25 protein-coding genes and 1 pseudogene are annotated in these 14,826 nt (G+C 57.2%); 20 read left to right on the forward strand and 6 right to left on the reverse strand.

Features of this window, described 5'->3' with window-relative positions; translation table 11 throughout:
• The first annotated feature begins 98 nt into the window (after window positions 1-98).
• Together FY550_RS06770 and FY550_RS06775 are read left to right on the forward strand one after the other, a co-directional pair.
• Window positions 99-404, forward strand: coding sequence for a hypothetical protein (locus FY550_RS06770; RefSeq protein WP_070977060.1), 306 nt, complete (start codon window positions 99-101; stop codon window positions 402-404).
• Entirely contained in the window at window positions 404-898 is a 495-nt protein-coding gene (locus FY550_RS06775) for a VRR-NUC domain-containing protein (protein WP_070977065.1), read from the forward strand. Before FY550_RS06770 ends, FY550_RS06775 begins: the two co-directional genes overlap by 1 nt.
• Before the next feature lie 21 nt (window positions 899-919).
• Here FY550_RS06775 and FY550_RS06780 read toward each other — a convergent pair whose 3' ends face one another.
• Complete coding sequence (locus tag FY550_RS06780) at window positions 920-1,654, reverse strand: DUF3800 domain-containing protein (RefSeq protein ID WP_084387964.1); 735 nt, start codon at window positions 1,652-1,654, stop codon at window positions 920-922.
• A gap of 279 nt (window positions 1,655-1,933) precedes the next feature.
• Here FY550_RS06780 and FY550_RS06785 point away from each other — a divergent pair, with 279 nt between their 5' ends.
• Entirely contained in the window at window positions 1,934-2,497 is a 564-nt protein-coding gene (locus tag FY550_RS06785) for a hypothetical protein (RefSeq protein WP_070977072.1), read from the forward strand.
• On the opposite strand, the gene FY550_RS17055 is transcribed toward FY550_RS06785, so the two are convergent.
• Entirely contained in the window at window positions 2,494-2,670 is a 177-nt protein-coding gene (locus FY550_RS17055) for a hypothetical protein (RefSeq protein WP_233350290.1), read from the reverse strand. The genes FY550_RS06785 and FY550_RS17055 overlap by 4 nt on opposite strands.
• Between FY550_RS17055 and FY550_RS17060 the strand changes: the two genes are divergently transcribed.
• Entirely contained in the window at window positions 2,669-2,878 is a 210-nt protein-coding gene (locus FY550_RS17060; protein WP_233350291.1) for a hypothetical protein, read from the forward strand. The two genes, FY550_RS17055 and FY550_RS17060, sit on opposite strands and share 2 nt — an antisense overlap.
• A gap of 71 nt (window positions 2,879-2,949) precedes the next feature.
• On the opposite strand, the pseudogene FY550_RS17230 reads toward FY550_RS17060, so the two are convergent.
• From FY550_RS17230 to FY550_RS17175, 3 genes and pseudogenes are all read right to left on the reverse strand, one after another.
• A pseudogene (locus FY550_RS17230) lies at window positions 2,950-3,246 on the reverse strand (lecithin retinol acyltransferase family protein); the annotation flags it as partial.
• A 718-nt stretch (window positions 3,247-3,964) separates the two neighbouring features.
• Window positions 3,965-4,387 carry a type II toxin-antitoxin system HicB family antitoxin gene (locus tag FY550_RS06795; protein ID WP_084387966.1) on the reverse strand — a complete coding sequence of 141 codons (423 nt, stop codon included), beginning with the start codon at window positions 4,385-4,387 and terminating at the stop codon, window positions 3,965-3,967.
• Window positions 4,388-4,456: 69 nt separating this feature from the next.
• Entirely contained in the window at window positions 4,457-4,741 is a 285-nt protein-coding gene (locus tag FY550_RS17175) for a type II toxin-antitoxin system HicA family toxin (protein ID WP_325062982.1), read from the reverse strand.
• Here FY550_RS17175 and FY550_RS06805 point away from each other — a divergent pair.
• Genes FY550_RS06805 through FY550_RS16840 form a run of 7 tightly spaced genes read left to right on the forward strand, consistent with a single transcriptional unit; the run spans window position 4,729 to window position 7,176 of the window.
• Window positions 4,729-5,232 (forward strand): lysozyme, encoded by a 504-nt coding sequence (locus FY550_RS06805; RefSeq protein WP_070977083.1) that lies wholly within the window; start codon window positions 4,729-4,731, stop codon window positions 5,230-5,232. The genes FY550_RS17175 and FY550_RS06805 overlap by 13 nt on opposite strands.
• On the forward strand, window positions 5,229-5,510 hold the full coding sequence (locus FY550_RS06810) for a hypothetical protein (RefSeq protein WP_070977086.1): 282 nt from the start codon (window positions 5,229-5,231) through the stop codon (window positions 5,508-5,510). Before FY550_RS06805 ends, FY550_RS06810 begins: the two co-directional genes overlap by 4 nt.
• Window positions 5,511-5,534: 24 nt before the next feature.
• Entirely contained in the window at window positions 5,535-5,867 is a 333-nt protein-coding gene (locus tag FY550_RS06815) for a phage holin family protein (RefSeq protein WP_070977089.1), read from the forward strand.
• Complete coding sequence (locus FY550_RS06820; RefSeq protein WP_070977093.1) at window positions 5,864-6,289, forward strand: hypothetical protein; 426 nt, start codon at window positions 5,864-5,866, stop codon at window positions 6,287-6,289. Before FY550_RS06815 ends, FY550_RS06820 begins: the two co-directional genes overlap by 4 nt.
• Window positions 6,286-6,744, forward strand: a complete 459-nt coding sequence (locus FY550_RS06825; protein WP_070977097.1) for a 3TM-type holin — start codon at window positions 6,286-6,288, stop codon at window positions 6,742-6,744. Before FY550_RS06820 ends, FY550_RS06825 begins: the two co-directional genes overlap by 4 nt.
• A 3-nt stretch (window positions 6,745-6,747) precedes the next feature.
• Window positions 6,748-6,969, forward strand: coding sequence for a hypothetical protein (locus FY550_RS06830; protein WP_070977100.1), 222 nt, complete (start codon window positions 6,748-6,750; stop codon window positions 6,967-6,969).
• Window positions 6,970-7,029: 60 nt separating this feature from the next.
• Window positions 7,030-7,176 (forward strand): hypothetical protein, encoded by a 147-nt coding sequence (locus FY550_RS16840; protein WP_168169279.1) that lies wholly within the window; start codon window positions 7,030-7,032, stop codon window positions 7,174-7,176.
• Window positions 7,177-7,300: 124 nt separating this feature from the next.
• Here the strand turns inward: FY550_RS16840 and FY550_RS06835 are convergent, their stop codons facing one another.
• Window positions 7,301-7,624 (reverse strand): hypothetical protein, encoded by a 324-nt coding sequence (locus FY550_RS06835; RefSeq protein ID WP_070977108.1) that lies wholly within the window; start codon window positions 7,622-7,624, stop codon window positions 7,301-7,303.
• 87 nt (window positions 7,625-7,711) lie between these two features.
• On the opposite strand from FY550_RS06835, the gene FY550_RS06840 reads away from it, so the two are divergent.
• From FY550_RS06840 to FY550_RS06880, 9 genes are all read left to right on the forward strand, one after another.
• Window positions 7,712-8,092, forward strand: a complete 381-nt coding sequence (locus tag FY550_RS06840) for an HNH endonuclease (protein WP_070977113.1) — start codon at window positions 7,712-7,714, stop codon at window positions 8,090-8,092.
• Window positions 8,093-8,171: 79 nt separating this feature from the next.
• A complete protein-coding gene (locus FY550_RS06845) occupies window positions 8,172-8,651 on the forward strand; it encodes a phage terminase small subunit P27 family (protein WP_070977117.1) in 480 nt (159 codons plus the stop codon).
• Window positions 8,652-8,657: 6 nt separating this feature from the next.
• The gene (locus FY550_RS06850) at window positions 8,658-10,382 is read left to right on the forward strand and encodes a terminase large subunit (protein WP_070977121.1); all 1,725 of its coding nucleotides are present in this window, start codon (window positions 8,658-8,660) and stop codon (window positions 10,380-10,382) included.
• Entirely contained in the window at window positions 10,382-11,614 is a 1,233-nt protein-coding gene (locus tag FY550_RS06855; protein WP_084387967.1) for a phage portal protein, read from the forward strand. The genes FY550_RS06850 and FY550_RS06855 overlap by 1 nt, the downstream gene beginning before the upstream one ends.
• A 16-nt stretch (window positions 11,615-11,630) precedes the next feature.
• On the forward strand, window positions 11,631-12,512 hold the full coding sequence (locus FY550_RS06860) for a head maturation protease, ClpP-related (protein WP_070977125.1): 882 nt from the start codon (window positions 11,631-11,633) through the stop codon (window positions 12,510-12,512).
• 19 nt (window positions 12,513-12,531) lie between these two features.
• On the forward strand, window positions 12,532-13,770 hold the full coding sequence (locus FY550_RS06865) for a phage major capsid protein (RefSeq protein ID WP_070977130.1): 1,239 nt from the start codon (window positions 12,532-12,534) through the stop codon (window positions 13,768-13,770).
• Window positions 13,771-13,832: 62 nt separating this feature from the next.
• Window positions 13,833-14,186 carry a hypothetical protein gene (locus FY550_RS06870; protein ID WP_139148632.1) on the forward strand — a complete coding sequence of 118 codons (354 nt, stop codon included), beginning with the start codon at window positions 13,833-13,835 and terminating at the stop codon, window positions 14,184-14,186.
• 55 nt (window positions 14,187-14,241) lie between these two features.
• Window positions 14,242-14,571 carry a head-tail connector protein gene (locus FY550_RS06875; protein WP_070977137.1) on the forward strand — a complete coding sequence of 110 codons (330 nt, stop codon included), beginning with the start codon at window positions 14,242-14,244 and terminating at the stop codon, window positions 14,569-14,571.
• 60 nt (window positions 14,572-14,631) lie between these two features.
• Window positions 14,632-14,817: a hypothetical protein gene (locus FY550_RS06880; protein ID WP_070977141.1), complete on the forward strand. Its 186-nt coding sequence runs from the start codon at window positions 14,632-14,634 to the stop codon at window positions 14,815-14,817.
• Window positions 14,818-14,826 lie beyond the last annotated feature (9 nt).

Genomic DNA, 14,826 nt, shown 5'->3' on the forward strand with positions numbered 1-14,826 from the left:
TGCGTTGCCAGTGGTTTGGAGCGCATCAGCCGCTTTGATGATCGCAACCAGCACCGGACCAGCTACAAAAAGTCGGGCCGCCGCCAGGGGAGGTGTTCATGACCGGTGCGGCGCATCTCAAGGGCGGGTTGGTCGCACGCCGGGCAGCGATCCTCTGCACCAACAGGCGGTTTCACCTGTATCTCGACCACGCGAAGCGCCGCCGGCACGGGCTCGAATATCACGCGCTGCCGGACGGTACGCACAACGAGCAGGACGCGGCCGATGCGATCCGGCAGGCGTGCGGCATCACAAGTCGAGCGGAACTGGATCACGATGCCGAAGCCGCGGCGATGTTCGACAGAATTGTGGCGGATTTTCAGAAATGGATGCGTCGGCAGGCAGCAAAAACGAGGAGGCTGTGATGTCGGTACCCGCGAAGACGCCCACTCGCAAACCCAGCCGCCGGGCACCCAAACGGCAGCGCGTCGACTGGGAGGGGCAGGAGCAGGCCGTGCTGATTCGCTGGCTCTACGGCGAGCGGCAGCGCCAGTCGATTGTTGGCCCAGCCTACGCCGCCACATATGCAGTCCCGAATGGTGGCAGCCGTCACAAGTTGGAAGCGGCCAACATGAAAAAGCAGGGCGTTCGCGCCGGCGTCAGCGATCTGGTTATTGCGGTACCGCGGGGTGGGTATCACGGCCTGTATCTCGAATTCAAAGCGACGCCGCCCCGGGATGCTGCGCTGGCGGACTCTCAGCGGGAATGGCTGACGCTGGCAGAAGAGCAGGGCTATTGCTCGGTGCTTGCTCGCGGGCTGGAAGAAGCGAAGGCGACGATCCGGGAGTACATGAGCAGACCGGCGACTAGAGTGCTTGGCAAGCGGGAACCACTGAAAGTGGGGTCGGACTGGAGATAGTAATTAGCACTTGTATACTAATTAAAAAGGCAGATCTTCGAAGCTTGAGTGATTGGCAGCATTGGCAGCGAATGCTGCTTGTTGCCGAGCTTGCTGGAAATAATATTCATGACAAGCCATGTATGGCTTGAGGATTCTGTAGCAATCGGAATTTGCATCTTCGTAGTGGGATTGAATGGCCCCTGCTAGCATATCAGCGAATTGCAGCCCCATCTCGGCTTGGCTGTCTATCTGTTTGACACCAAGTTCAGTCCTTTGACCTGTCTCTATGCCATTTTCGAAGAGGACACCTTGAAGATAGTGGTCTAGGGGTCTTCCGCTATTTGGTGCAATTCCTCGTGGGTCAGGAATGAGTGTTACCTTACGAAAAGCTCTAATTTTGTCTATCAAAAGAGACTTGATGAAATAGTTATAAATGAGTGATTCATCGTCCCTGAGGTGGTCATAAACCCCCTGCTTTGCGACTACTATTGAACAAAAGCTTATCGTGTTATGTACTTGGCAAAGCTGAACAGCTTTTTGGGAGAATTCGATTCTAAGATCATGCGGCATATCTACCCATTTCATTTCTTTTTTTGGAGGCCAGTCAATCTTTTTCTTGAGTCTTTTGACTGTTCGGCAAAGATGTTTCTTGGCCTCGATACATGTAAATGCACATGCAATAGTAATATGTCGAGACGACCCGCCATGCCTGTAAGGTGAGTCAAAATTCCATCCGAGGTCGCCACTTTCGTCCAAAAAGATCAAGCGATGCATTAGGTTTTATTGGTTTAAAGTGCAATAAAAAAGGCCAATGCTGTCGCATCAGCCCCAAGATATGGGTGCGAACCCTAGGACCGGCGCACAATCAGTACGCTTACGATGCTTTCGCTGTCGCGGTTAGCTAGGTCTTACTCGCACGCCAATATGATCGTAAATGGAACGAAGCGAGTCAATTTGAAACTTGATTAAAATGACCACTGAAAAGGTCTTATACAATATGTTGATCTTCTTCCTGTTGTGAGTACCATATCTGGTGTGCGAGGAGGGTGAGAGATGAAGTTGATGGGTTTGGGGTTGGCAAGGCTGTATGGGATTGTGAGAGATGACCATATCACCCAAGATATAAAGCTGGAAGCAGCGAAGGCGGCATTGTCAGAGCTGATCGAGGTGGAGATCGACTACCGGCTGCACCAGCGTCACGACAATCCCGGCTATCACCCGTTTTCGCCCGGGCACGGCTCAGGCAAAACGTCGAGCGATGCGCGCCCTGATCACGTTATGACTGCAGCGATTCGGTACCGGGCAGAGACGCGTTGGCGAAGCATGGCATCAGCGTTGCTGGCGCATCTCAAGCCCCGGCAGCGAGCGGCCGTGTTGCTGGCGGCATATCCGTCATCGGTTGAACTCAATTCGCCGGCGGTGGCCAGCGGTACCGGGCGAGCACTTACAATCGCCCAGGTTTGGGAAAGACAGTTCGCGGTGGCGTATCGGCTGGGTTATACAGCTGCGCGGCCGTTCGAGCCATGGAAGTCGGCTCATGCAATGGAAGTAGCTGCCAGCCGGGGCCGCCAGGCTCTCCTTCCACTGATGATGAGGCAAGCCGAGCTGGCCGCTTAATACCCTCGGAACTTTTTGAAGCGCCAGCTGGCTCCGAAACCGGCAACAGCAGCCCCAACAATATAGGGTGCAGCGGCAACTGTTACCGCACCCGAGGTAATGCCTGCAGCGGTTGCCAGGGCACCTCCGCCAGTGCCACCGAGGCCTATGGCCAGGCTCGTAGAGGTGCTCATGCTGCTGGCAATCCTGGCACCTGATACCAATGATGAGGCTGTCTGTGCCGTGCGAGGCACCATTTGCTTAGTGGCACTTTCCAGAAGCTGGCTCGTAGCCATTGTCGAAGGTGCTTTGGAGGACGAGATAGCCGAAGTGAAGGTTATGGGCGCTGTCGTGGATATACGAGCGTTATTGGCCAATTGTGCCTGCCTGTATACCCAGTAACCCTCTGTGGCTCGGTTGGCGTATTTCACTTTATCGTCGATCTGCTTGGACTTCCCGAATCCCATCACGCACCAATGTGCGAAATGTTCGCAATTATTGAAGAGCAGACTGTACGCATCTTCACTAAGGCGGGAATATGCCCTGCAAACAATCGTGGACCTTGAAAAGGCAGGTTGTCTGTACGCGCGCACGTATATCTTCCGCCCGCTGGCAAATTCAGACCTGCTTACCAGCTTGACTGTGCTATCTCCACTGCCCGAGCTTCCGTTTGCAAACCCTGCATAGTGAATGACCCGATCGAAACCGACACAAATGCCGTGATGTGAGTAAAGCGTGCTTTTTACGTAGATGTGATCGCCGGGTTTCATCTCTCTCGCTCAATGTGCTTTTCGATTAGATCGGCCGAATTGACTGGGTATTGAGCAGAGCGGTGAATAGCCGTGGCTATAGGACGATAAATACTACATGTTGTGTTTTTGTGAGGATGGAGATACTATTCAGGTACAGTTGCAATACCTGCGCCCGGAGAGCTCAAAAGCTCTTCGGGCGTTTTCATTGCCCGGAAATAAATCAGCCCCGGTATCCATACCGGGGCCTCTTCTCTGCGTTTGGCGTCAACGTGCCGGATGTGCTTCTTCCGTGAAGTATGCCGGTGCGTTCCTCCCTGACCGGCTCCTGATGTCCGACAGAGGATGACGCTCATTACTATGGTCCAACCGGCGATCAAACACAGTGGTCATTTGGTAAGCCATGTAATCAAAACGAATGAGACGCATTCGAAGGGAGGACACGGCCCACGTCCATGTAGAGCCGTGTCAAGGACTGCAGAGATACGCAGGCGGCTAACTTTGCGGTAGAGGGGATACCCGATCGGGGAGATCGGCAGCTACCGCGCAACGCCTGTATCTCTAAAGCTAGTGGCTAACCTACAGGTCGCTAATAACTTTCCGGTAAAGAAATGTGTTCCTCAATCCGGGTTGTTGCATCGCCATGATGCGGGGCCCGTAGCCAATTGCCGCTACCGCCAATTGCATACCCGTCCCCTCTGCCTGAGGCGGATGCGGCAAGCTTCTTCACACTGCAGTTTTAGGCTGGCTCAACTGATATTGAAAGGCGTTTCCCTAAAGCCAGCAGAGCATTTTCTACATGTTCGAGCTTAGATGAATGACAAAAGTCAATTAAGCGATCGACGGTCACGGGTTTGGCATTAAGCGTTCTGACAAGATCTGCTTTACGCATGTCGCGCTCGATCATTGTATTCCAAAGCTCAATCTTGGCCAGAATAAGCGCTGATAGATGGACTACATGCTCATTCTTAAGTGGAGATGAGGCCTTCGGAATTGCACGCCGTTGGTCAACGTAAATTGATAATGCGCTAACAATACCATCTGCTGATTCAGACATTAGTTCACTTAGTGTATCGGCCGCCGCATGAAATTCGGGCAGGTCCCGGCAAGTAGCCCAGACACTATTGGCCTCGTGATGAATTTCAATTGGATATTTATACATAGAGTTCTCGTTTAAGTTTCTAGAATACAAATTCAATTGAAAAAGCAGTGATAAGCACAGCGAGGGGCCTCACTTGAGGCCCAAATGTTTCATAATTGATCTTCTCAGCCCTTCTGGCATTTCTTTACTGCCATGATCTGGGAAGACCGTAGTTTTTCCATCAATGGTGACTTTGAAATGACTTCCCTTTGCAGGCTCAAAGATTACGCCTTGAGACCTTAGCCACCTACGAAACTCGCTGTACTTCATCACCTCCTCTCCTTGATTCAATAAAACCATAATGCAACATTTGTGTTGCTTTGGCAACACAAATGTTTGTTCCAAGTTCATCTGGAGGTCGCATGCATACATCATCGCGCGGCCTCGATCTGATCGAGAATGCCGAGGGGCTGAGCCTGACCGCGTATCGCGACAGCGTGGGCGTCTGGACCATCGGCTATGGGCATACCCTGGGCGTCAGAGCCGGGCAGCAGATCACCGAAACACGGGCTATCGAGTTGCTGCGCAAAGACGTGAAGCGCTTCGAGTCCAAGGTTTCCCGGCTGGTAACGGTGGAGCTCAATCAAAATCAGTTCGATGCCCTGGTCTCATTTACCTACAACCTCGGCTGCGGCTCCCTGAGAACGTCGACTCTGCTCGAGCACCTGAATGAAGGCGAATACGATCGCGCCGCCGCCGAGTTCGATCGTTGGGTCTACGCCGGTGGGCAGAAGCTAAGAGGCCTCATCAAGCGCCGGGCTGCCGAGCGCAAACTGTTCGAGACTCCCGTCGATCATGCAATGCCGCCGTGCTGGCTGTCTGAAGTCGCGTTTGTGAGCCGGGCGACGGAAGGGCAATACACATGATTTCACTCTCCTATCTCATGGCGGCCGGCAATGTTGTGATCGCTGCCGGGCTGCTGTTGCAGGGCATGTTTTCCCTTAATCGCATCACTGATCCATGGGTGAAATTTGCCATCCATCTGGTCTTTGCGATGACAGCTGGCGTAGTGGCATTTCGCGGCTGGGACATCGTGAGCGATCTGGCATTCGCTGATCGGGTCACCATCGGACGGCTACTCCTCAATGTGGGGATGCTCTGCCTCTGGATCATGATCCGCCGGTACTCAAAGCGCGGAGGATAAGCGCCAACACAACCGGGGATCGATATGCCGGAACAACTCATCGACCTCTGGCTGGTGATGTATGCCTGGGCATTGATGCCGGCGCAGAAGGCGGCGATCTGCGCGATGGCCATGTCAGCGCTTCGTGTCATGACATCCGGTGGTCTGCGCAAGCCGAGGCGCTGGGGCGAGACGCTCATGGTCGGGCTGCTCGCATGGAACTCCCTGCCGGTAGTGACGCACTTCGGGTATGACCCGGACGCTGCTGCTTTCTTCTGTACCTTCCTCGGCTATATCGGCGTCCATGGGTTCGAGGAGCGTGTCGATAAGCTGCTGGACAACGTGGCCGGCATTGCATCGGCATTGAGGCGCAAATGATCGGATGGATCCGAAGAATTTCGCAGAACGGTCGCTCGCACCTGTTGGTCGCGGGAGTGGCTGCTGGCATCGCGGCATCGACACTGGTCAGCAATGGCGATCTACGTGATCGACTGGATCAGGCGCAGGCGACGATCAGTCAGACGGATCAGGAGCTGCAGGCGCAACGCGCAGAGAGTGCTGTCGCGAACTATGGGCTTTGGTACGCGCTGACTCAGGAGCAGAAAAAGGCAGGACGGTTCGAAGCACAGCGCAATGATCGGCAAGAGGCGCTCGACAAAGCGCGTAGTTATGTCGCTGGTCTCCGGGCGCAGGTGGCTCGGCTGCAGGAACGACTGAATCAGAAAGATGAACGCATTGAGCAGCTCGAGTCACGCACGTGGACCGGGCAGGTCAGGGCCAAGTCGGGAGACGGTAAATGAGCATCGTGACAAAGGCGCTCGGCGCCATCACTGGGCCGCTGTTCGACGTGATTGACCAGGCCGTCACCGACAAGGATGAAGCTGCCCGGCTCAAGCAGCAGATTCAGACTCGGCTGATCGACTCGCGCGATAAAGCACTCGACGCGCGTATGCAGGTCGTACTGGCTGAGGCCGGTGGTGAGTCATGGTTACAGCGTAACTGGCGTCCGATCTTAATGATCACGATCGTCGCCATCGTGGCGAACAACTATCTTGTCGCGCCGTATCTCGGTGCGATGTTCGGCGTCGGGCTGACTCTGCCGCTACCTCAATCGCTATGGGATCTGATGACGCTCGGCGTCGGTGGTTATATCGCCGGGCAAACTGCCGAGCGGGGCATCAACAGCTGGCAGCAAGGGCAGGTGGCGAAGGAGCAGGCGAAGGCAGGTGTCTACCAGAACGTGAAATCGGAGTGAGCCATGGCTCTACGTATTCGCCCGGATGGCCGCATTCTCTGTGCTGCTATCCATTCCAAGCAGCCTGGTGATATTTATCTGAATGATGGCGACCACTACCGGTTATCAGTCGAGCTGAGGGCACTGGTTACCGAGCCATGCGCTGCTCATATGCAACGTGGAGAATGGTGGTGGAAAAATCAGGTACCGGAAGGAGTAGCCATCGATAGCTTCTATCGGGAATGATTTGGGTTGATGCGGGCTGCACGCAGGCAGCCCGCGATGCTGTCAGCTGAGGCGCTGACAATGACTGCACTTCGGCTTGCCGCCAGTACCCGATTGCCGATTCCGAGCTTCGATGTTGTTGCCTTCAGTGCACGAATTGTTGTCGTGGTGAACGCTGCTTTCCTTGGCATGGAACGGTTTGACCTTGGCCATATTCTCGTTACCTAAGATTGAGTCACAGCACATGCTGCTCCTCAAATCTACTCACGAGGTATGATGAAACACTATTACAAAACATGTTCATTCAGCCGATACTTTAGTAGGTGTCGCATGCCGTCGATGTCTTCAGGTTCTACTCCTCCGGTACAGGCATTTCTCTATCGCGCATGCATTGCCGCCATGCTGAACCGGAATTACCACCATCCAGATACGTCGATTCGGCATACGGGATAAATCTGACGCGACTGCTTTTGCTATAGGAGGTGCCGGCCTGAATTATCCGTGCATCCTCAAGTGGCAGAGAGGTAAATGTCGTTCGACCTGGCTTCGTCTCGCTCATCAATTCTTGAGATTTCTGCATCACTGTCTTCGCACAGGCTTCGCCTGCATCAAAGACATTCTGAAGGCTTACCTCGTTAGCCTGCGCCGGCATCGAGGCTGTTGCAGTAATCAACATGCAAAGTGCTATACGTTTCAAAACTCGTCCTTAGCTTTTTGATGAAAGACTAATATCGCCACATCTCAGACTTCCTTGAGGGTCGAAATGCCTTCGAAACCCCCGCGCCCCTGCCGCGCACCCGGTTGCGGTGCGAAGACTGCCGAGCCCAACGGCTACTGCGAATCGCACGCACACATGGCCACTGGCTGGAATCAGCGCCGGCGCGGTCGGAGTGGGCGAGGTGGTCGGCCGTGGCGTCGCAAGCGTGAATCAGTTCTGCAGCGTGATCGCTATCTCTGCCAGCACTGCCTGCGCGCTGGCCGGGCAACACCAGCTACTGAGGTGGATCACATCACTGCTCTGGCCGAAGGCGGTCGCGACGATGAATCGAATCTCGAGGCGATCTGCTCGGCATGCCATCAGGTGAAGACGCAGGCCGAGTCGCAGCGTCACCGTGAGGGGGCGGGTCAAATCTCTGGGAGCTGACGCCCCGGACACCGCCGCCTCAGTCATTTTTCTATACCCGCGAAATTGAAAATTCAGGTTGGCGCGAGGAGGCCCGCTGATGACACGTGGTCGCAAACCGAAGCCCAGCCATCTGAAGGCGGTCCAGGGTAACCCCGGCAAGCGTGCCGTGAACCAGGACGAGCCTCAGGCTGATTCGTTGACTGAAGCACCCGAACCGCCGGATTGGCTGTCCGAGTTGGCCGACGAAGCCTGGCGAAAACTCGCCCCCTGGCTGGTCGGCGCGAAGATCCTGACTCATAGCGATCTGCACAACCTCGAAGCATTCTGCGCGGCATATGGACGATGGCGCGATGCCGAGCGCGAAATCGCCCGGGTCGGCCTGACTGTCGAAACCCCGCTGGGTGGCATGGCCAAGAACCCGGCTTGCACCGTGGCCAATGAATCCCTGAAGCAAATGAACACCTACGGCAGCGCGCTGGGCCTGGATCCGGCGAGCCGGTCGCGTCTGGCCGTGCCCGGCGCGAAGGATGCGGCGAACCCATTCAAGGATGTGCTCCAAGGGGCGAAACGGAAATGATCACCTATGGCCAGCTATCCGAACGTCAACGCGGCGAACAAGTACGCGCGGGACGTAGTGGCTGGCCGCATCCTTGCGTGCAAGGAGGTGCGGCAGGCCTGTCAGCGACATCTTGACGACCTGACCGCGTCGAAGGCTCGGACCTTTCCCTATCGATTCGATCGTGACGCCGCCGAACGGGTCTGTGTTTTTATCCAGCTACTCCCGCACACAAAAGGCAAGTGGGCGCGCAGCCGGGAGCGAATCAAGCTGGAGCCCTGGCAGAAGTTCATCTTCTGCTGCATCTACGGCTGGCTGAAAAAGAAGACCGGCATGCGCCGGTTCGTGGAAGCTTACTGCGAGGTGCCGAGGAAATCAGGCAAGTCGGTTATCGCGGCTGGCGTCGGCAATTACATGTTTGCTGCCGATGGCGAGTATGGCGCTGAAGTCTACTGCGGCGCCACGACAGAAAAGCAGGCATGGGAGGTTTTCCGGCCGGCGAAGATCATGCTGCAGAAGACGCCCGAGCTGGTGTCGATGGCCGGCATTGAGATCATGGCCAAGAACCTCTCGATTGCAGAGGACGGCAGCCGATTCGAGCCGGTGATCGGCGATCCGGGCGATGGTTCGTCACCGTCATGCGCTTTGGTCGATGAATTTCACGAACACGATACGCCAGCCCTGTACGAAACCATGCTGACCGGTATGGGCGCTCGTGAGCAGCCGCTGATGTTTATCATCACTACGGCGGGCTTCAATCTGGCTGGTCCCTGCTACGACAAGCGCCGGCAGGCGCAGCAGATGCTGGAGGGCTCGGTACCTAACGCAGAGCTCTTCGCCATCATTTTCACAATCGATGATGGCGATGACTGGAAGGATCCGGCGGTACTGCGCAAGGCGAACCCCAATTTTGGTGTCTCGGTCGGTGAAGAGTTCCTGCTCAAGGCTCAACAGGATGCTATTCGCTATCCATCCCGGCAGAACGGTTTCCTGACCAAGCATCTTAACGTCTGGGTATCGGCGCGCACGGCATGGCTGAATATGGCGTCCTGGCAGGCCGGTGGCGATAAAGAGCTGACGCTCGAGCAATTCGAGGGTCAGCCCTGCTGGGTCGGGCTCGATCTTGCATCGAAGACCGACATCGCAGCCATTGCGCTGCTGTTCCGCGATGAGATCGAGGATGCGCAGGGCCGCGTCACAACGCGCTGGACGTCCTTCGTTCGCAGCTATTTGCCGGAGGGCGCTATCGAGCGGGCCAGCAATAACCGGGCTGCCTACGAGTCCTGGGTCAATTCCGGCGACCTGATTACTACCGATGGCGAAGAGCTCGACTTCGACGTGATCCGCGGCGACCTGCTTGATCTGTCGTCGCGCTTCGAAATCCGCGAGATCGCATATGACCCGTGGAGAGCCACGCAGCTGGCGCATCAGCTGATGAAGGATGGGGCCGAAATCATCGAGTACCGCAACACGGTGCAGAACATGAGCCCGCCGATGCGTGAGATGGAAGCGGCGATCACCGGCAGCCGCTGGCGCCACCCGTGCGACCCGGTGCTGACGTGGATGGCATCGAATGTGGTGGCCAAGGAAGACGCGAAGGAAAACATCTACCCGCGCAAGGAGCGCCCCGAGAACAAGATCGATGGCATCGTCGCGATTCTCATGGCACTCGGCCGGGCGGTACACGAAGAGGGCGTCGAAAAGGCGGACCTCGATGGCTTTGTTGATAACCCGATCATGGTGGGCATCTGATGGCGCGCAAAGAGAAACCGGGCCGCGTCAAATCGGCCCTACTGAACTGGCTGGGCGTACCGATCAGCCTGACCACCGGTGACTTCTGGACGGAATGGTCAGGGCAGTCGTCCAGCGGGCGCACTGTGACCGTCAATAACAGCATGCAGCTCTCGGCGGTCTGGGCATGTGTGCGATTGCTCTCAGAGACCATTTCGACCCTTCCACTCAAACTCTACCAGCGTCGGCAGGACGGCTCCCGGGAGCTGGCAACCAAACACAACATCTACCCACTGATCTGTCGCCAGCCAAACATGGAGATGACCCCGGCGAGGTTTATGCAGATGCTGGTGGCCAGCATCTGCCTCTGGGGGAATGCATTTGTCGAGAAGCGCCGCATCAACGGTCGCAAGATTGCCGGACTGGTGCCGCTACTGCCTCAGAATGTTGCAGTGAAGCGCCTGAAAAGCGGCAAGCTCGAATACCGGTACACCGATCCCCTGATCGGCAGTGAGCGAGTAATCGACGAGAAGGACATCATGCACATCCGCGGCTTCGGGCTCGACGGGGTGTGCGGCATGCTGCCGGTTAGCACCGGTCGCGATGTGTTTGGTGGTGCGCAGGCCGCCGAGGAAGCCGCGGCGAAGATCTTCGCCCAGGGCATGCAGGCATCCGGTGTTCTCTCCGCTGATTCCGGCCTGACAAAGGAGCAGCGCGATCGGCTCCAGGCCAACCTTGAGCGCTTCATGGGCTCGAAGAATGCCGGCAAGGTGATGGTCACCGAGGCCGGTATGAAATACCAGAACATCACCATGAACCCTGAAGCGGCGCAGATGCTGGAAACGCGCTCTTTCAGTGTCGAGGAAATCTGCCGCTGGTTCCGAGTTCCGCCGTTCATGGTCGGCCACATGGACAAACAGTCGTCCTGGGCGTCGAGCGTGGAGGGCATGAACATGCAGTTCCTGACCAACACGCTCCGCCCGATTCTGGTCAACATCGAGCAGGAGATGGCGCGCTGCCTGCTCGATAACGACGAGACCTTCTATTTCGAGTTCTCAGTTGAGGGTCTGCTACGAGCCGATAGCACCGGCCGCGCGAACTACTACAACACGCTGCTGCAAAACGGCGTGATGACCCGCAATGAAGTGCGCCGCCTGGAGAACCTGCCTCAGGTCGATGGCGGCGACATCCTCACGGTGCAGTCGAACATGACCCGCCTCGATCAGGTGGGTCAGGGCAACGACGCCACCTGACATCCGGAGTACCTCCATGCCTCGATTCAATCTTCCGGCCGCGCCGGAGGCTCGCCCGCGTGCGGGTATCCAGTGCGATCTGTCCCCGCGCGCGCTTGAAGCGTGGAACCCCGGTATTCGTGCCGCTGCCGGAGATAACGAGCCCCCCAATACGATCAGCATTTATGACCCGATCGGTTTCGACTTCTTCGGGGACGGCGTTACCGCCAAGCGTATCGCCGGCGCGCTGCGCTCGATCGGTAACGAGGATGTTGAAGTAAATATCAACAGCCCGGGCGGTGACGTGTTCGAAGGGCTGGCTATCTACAACCTGCTGCGCGAGCACAAGGGGCGGGTGACTGTGAATGTCATGGGGCTGGCTGCCAGCGCTGCCAGTTTCATTGCAATGGCGGGTGATGAAATCCGCATCGGTCGCGCGGCCTTCCTGATGGTTCACAACGGATGGGTAGTCACGATGGGCAACCGCCATGATCTGCGAGAAATCGCGGACTGGCTGGAACCATTCGATGCAGCCATCGCCGACATCTATGCAGTGCGAACCGGGCTGCCAATTGATGACATCAAGTCCCAGCTGGATGCCGAGACATGGATCGGCGGCCGCGAGGCGGTCGACTCCGGCTGGGCTGACACCTTCCTCGAGTCTGATCGCATCGAGGAAGAGGGCGGCAACGCCCGCAACGACTACCGGATGGCGGCTCGCAAGATGGACATCGCCATGGCCAAGGCCGGCATCACCCGCAGCGAGCGCCGTTCCCTGATGCAGACCTACAAGTCCGGCACGCCGAGCGCTGCCGACTCCGGTACGCCAAGCGCTACCGACACCGAGGCCGACATGGCCAGCGCCTATGAGGGCTTCGCCCAGGCATTCGCGCGTTTCCAGCACCCCCCATCTCAATAACGGCACCGGAGAAATACTCATGGCTGATAACAGCAAGGATCAGGCGCAGCTTCTCAATGAAGCTACTACTGCGCTGAACAAGGTTACCGAAGAGCTCAAGGGCACTTCGGAAAAGGCGCTCAAGGAAGCGCGTGATGCCGGCCAGCTTTCGGCAGAAACCAAGGAAACCGTGGACCGCCTGCTGACCACTCAGAATGGACTGCAGGAATCGGTAAACACCCTGAAAGCCTCGCTGGGCGAGCTCGAACAGGAATACGCCCGCATGCCGCTCGGCCGTGCTCAGGATGCTGCTCGGACTGCCGGCCAGCTGGTCGCCGAATTCGAGGGACTGAAAGCCTGGAACAGCGGTTCGGTTCAGGGCAACCAGCGCATCAGTATTCCCGTGCAAAATGCCATCACCACGCCCGATCTGGGCGATGGCAGCATCATCGCCCCGGATCGTCAGCCGGGGATTGATACGCAGCCGAAGCAGCGTCTGTTCATTCGCGACCTGATCGCGTCGGGCCGTACCGCCTCGAACACCATTTACTGGGTACAGCAGACCGGCTTCACCAACAATGCGAAAGCGGTTGCCGAGAACACGGCCAAGCCGTATAGCGACATTGCATTCAACGAGAAGATCACTCCTGTACGCACCCTCGCACATATGTTCAAGGCGTCGAAGCAGATCCTTGACGATATGGCGCAGTTGCAATCGACGGTCGACGCCGAGATGCGCTATGGCCTGAAGTACGTTGAAGAGCAGGAAATCCTGTTCGGCGACGGTACCGGTCAGCACCTCGAAGGTATCGTGCCGCAGGCATCGGCATTCAGTGCCGCATTCAGCGTCGATCAGCAGAACGGTATCGACGATCTGCGTCTTGCCATGCTGCAGGCTCAGCTGGCTCGCTTCCCTGCCAGCGGTCACGTCCTCCACTTCATCGATTGGGCGAAAATCGAGCTGACCAAGGACTCAATGGGCCGCTACATCCTCGCCAATCCAGCAGCGCTCACCGGCCCGACGCTGTGGGGGCTGCCGGTAGTGGCAACCGAGTCAGCGTCTTTCCAGGGCAAGTTCCTGACCGGGGCGTTCAACGCCGGTGCCCAGCTGTTCGATCGCGAGGACGCCAACGTGGTGATCTCTACCGAGAATGCGGACGACTTCGAGAAAAACATGATCTCGATTCGCTGTGAGGAGCGTCTCGCACTGGCGGTCAAGCGTCCCGAGGCGTTCGTCTACGGCGACTTCACCGTTCCGACCAGCGGCAGCACCACCTGATCGCCTGATCGGAGCAACCCATAACGGCCGCCTTCGAGCGGCCGTATAACGTGGAGATCGCCATGAAGTTAAGGGCAAAACGCCCCCTGTATATCAGGGGTGGCGTGGTAACCGGCGAGTTCGAGACAGACGAGCAGCATGGTCGAGAACTGGTGCGCAAGGGCTTCGCCTTGCAGGCGGATGGCCATGAGGTTCCCCCGCATAATCCCATCAGTAATGAGCCTCAGGCGCTGGAAGATCTGCGCGCCCGGGCTGCCGAGCTGGGTATCAGTAATGTCGGTCGAATGAAAGAAGAGACCCTTCGAGAGCGCATCGCCGAAGCCGAGAAGGCTGCCGCTGAACAGACCGAAGGCGAGGGCGAAGATGGCTCCGAAGACGGCGATGGTGATACCGAAACCACCGACGACAGCCAGTAATTCATGAACCAAGCGGCCGCCTTTGGGCGGCCCGACCTATTACGGGACGCCCGATATGCTGGAGCTCGACATCATCAAGCAGCAGCTCCGTCTCGAGCCGGAATACTCCGACGAGGATGATCTGCTGACCAGCTACTCGAACGCCGCACGCCGGCATATCGAGCGCTCCACCCGTCGCAAAATCTACGAAACCATTAACGCTGAAGGGTATGCCGAGGATCCGGATGCACTCCTGTTCGGTGAGGACATACAGCTGGCCATGCTACTGCTGATCTCTCACTGGTACGAGAACCGCGAGGCCGCCGTGCCGGGCGTTTCCATCTCGGAGCTGCCCATGGGCGTCGAGGTATTGATACACCCATATCGAATTTACGGGGTCGGATGATGGCTTGCCCAGCATGCGAGCGCCGCCGCGCGTGGCTCAGAAAATGGAGGGACATCGCACGTGAACGATCGAGAAGCGTCATTGCTGGAGCAGCTGCTGGCCGAGACTCGTCGCCAGACTGCAGCCATCGAGAATCTGACGGAAGTGAACCTGAAGCTGGTCGAGGCGCTGGCGGAAGAAAGTGAGCAAGAAGATGATACCGAGCCATCGCGCTATCTGGACGGTACTCCAGTCCCCGGACGATAAAGAGGCGAG

The organism is Kushneria phosphatilytica, from assembly GCF_008247605.1.
Classification (GTDB): Bacteria; Pseudomonadota; Gammaproteobacteria; order Pseudomonadales; family Halomonadaceae; genus Kushneria; species Kushneria phosphatilytica.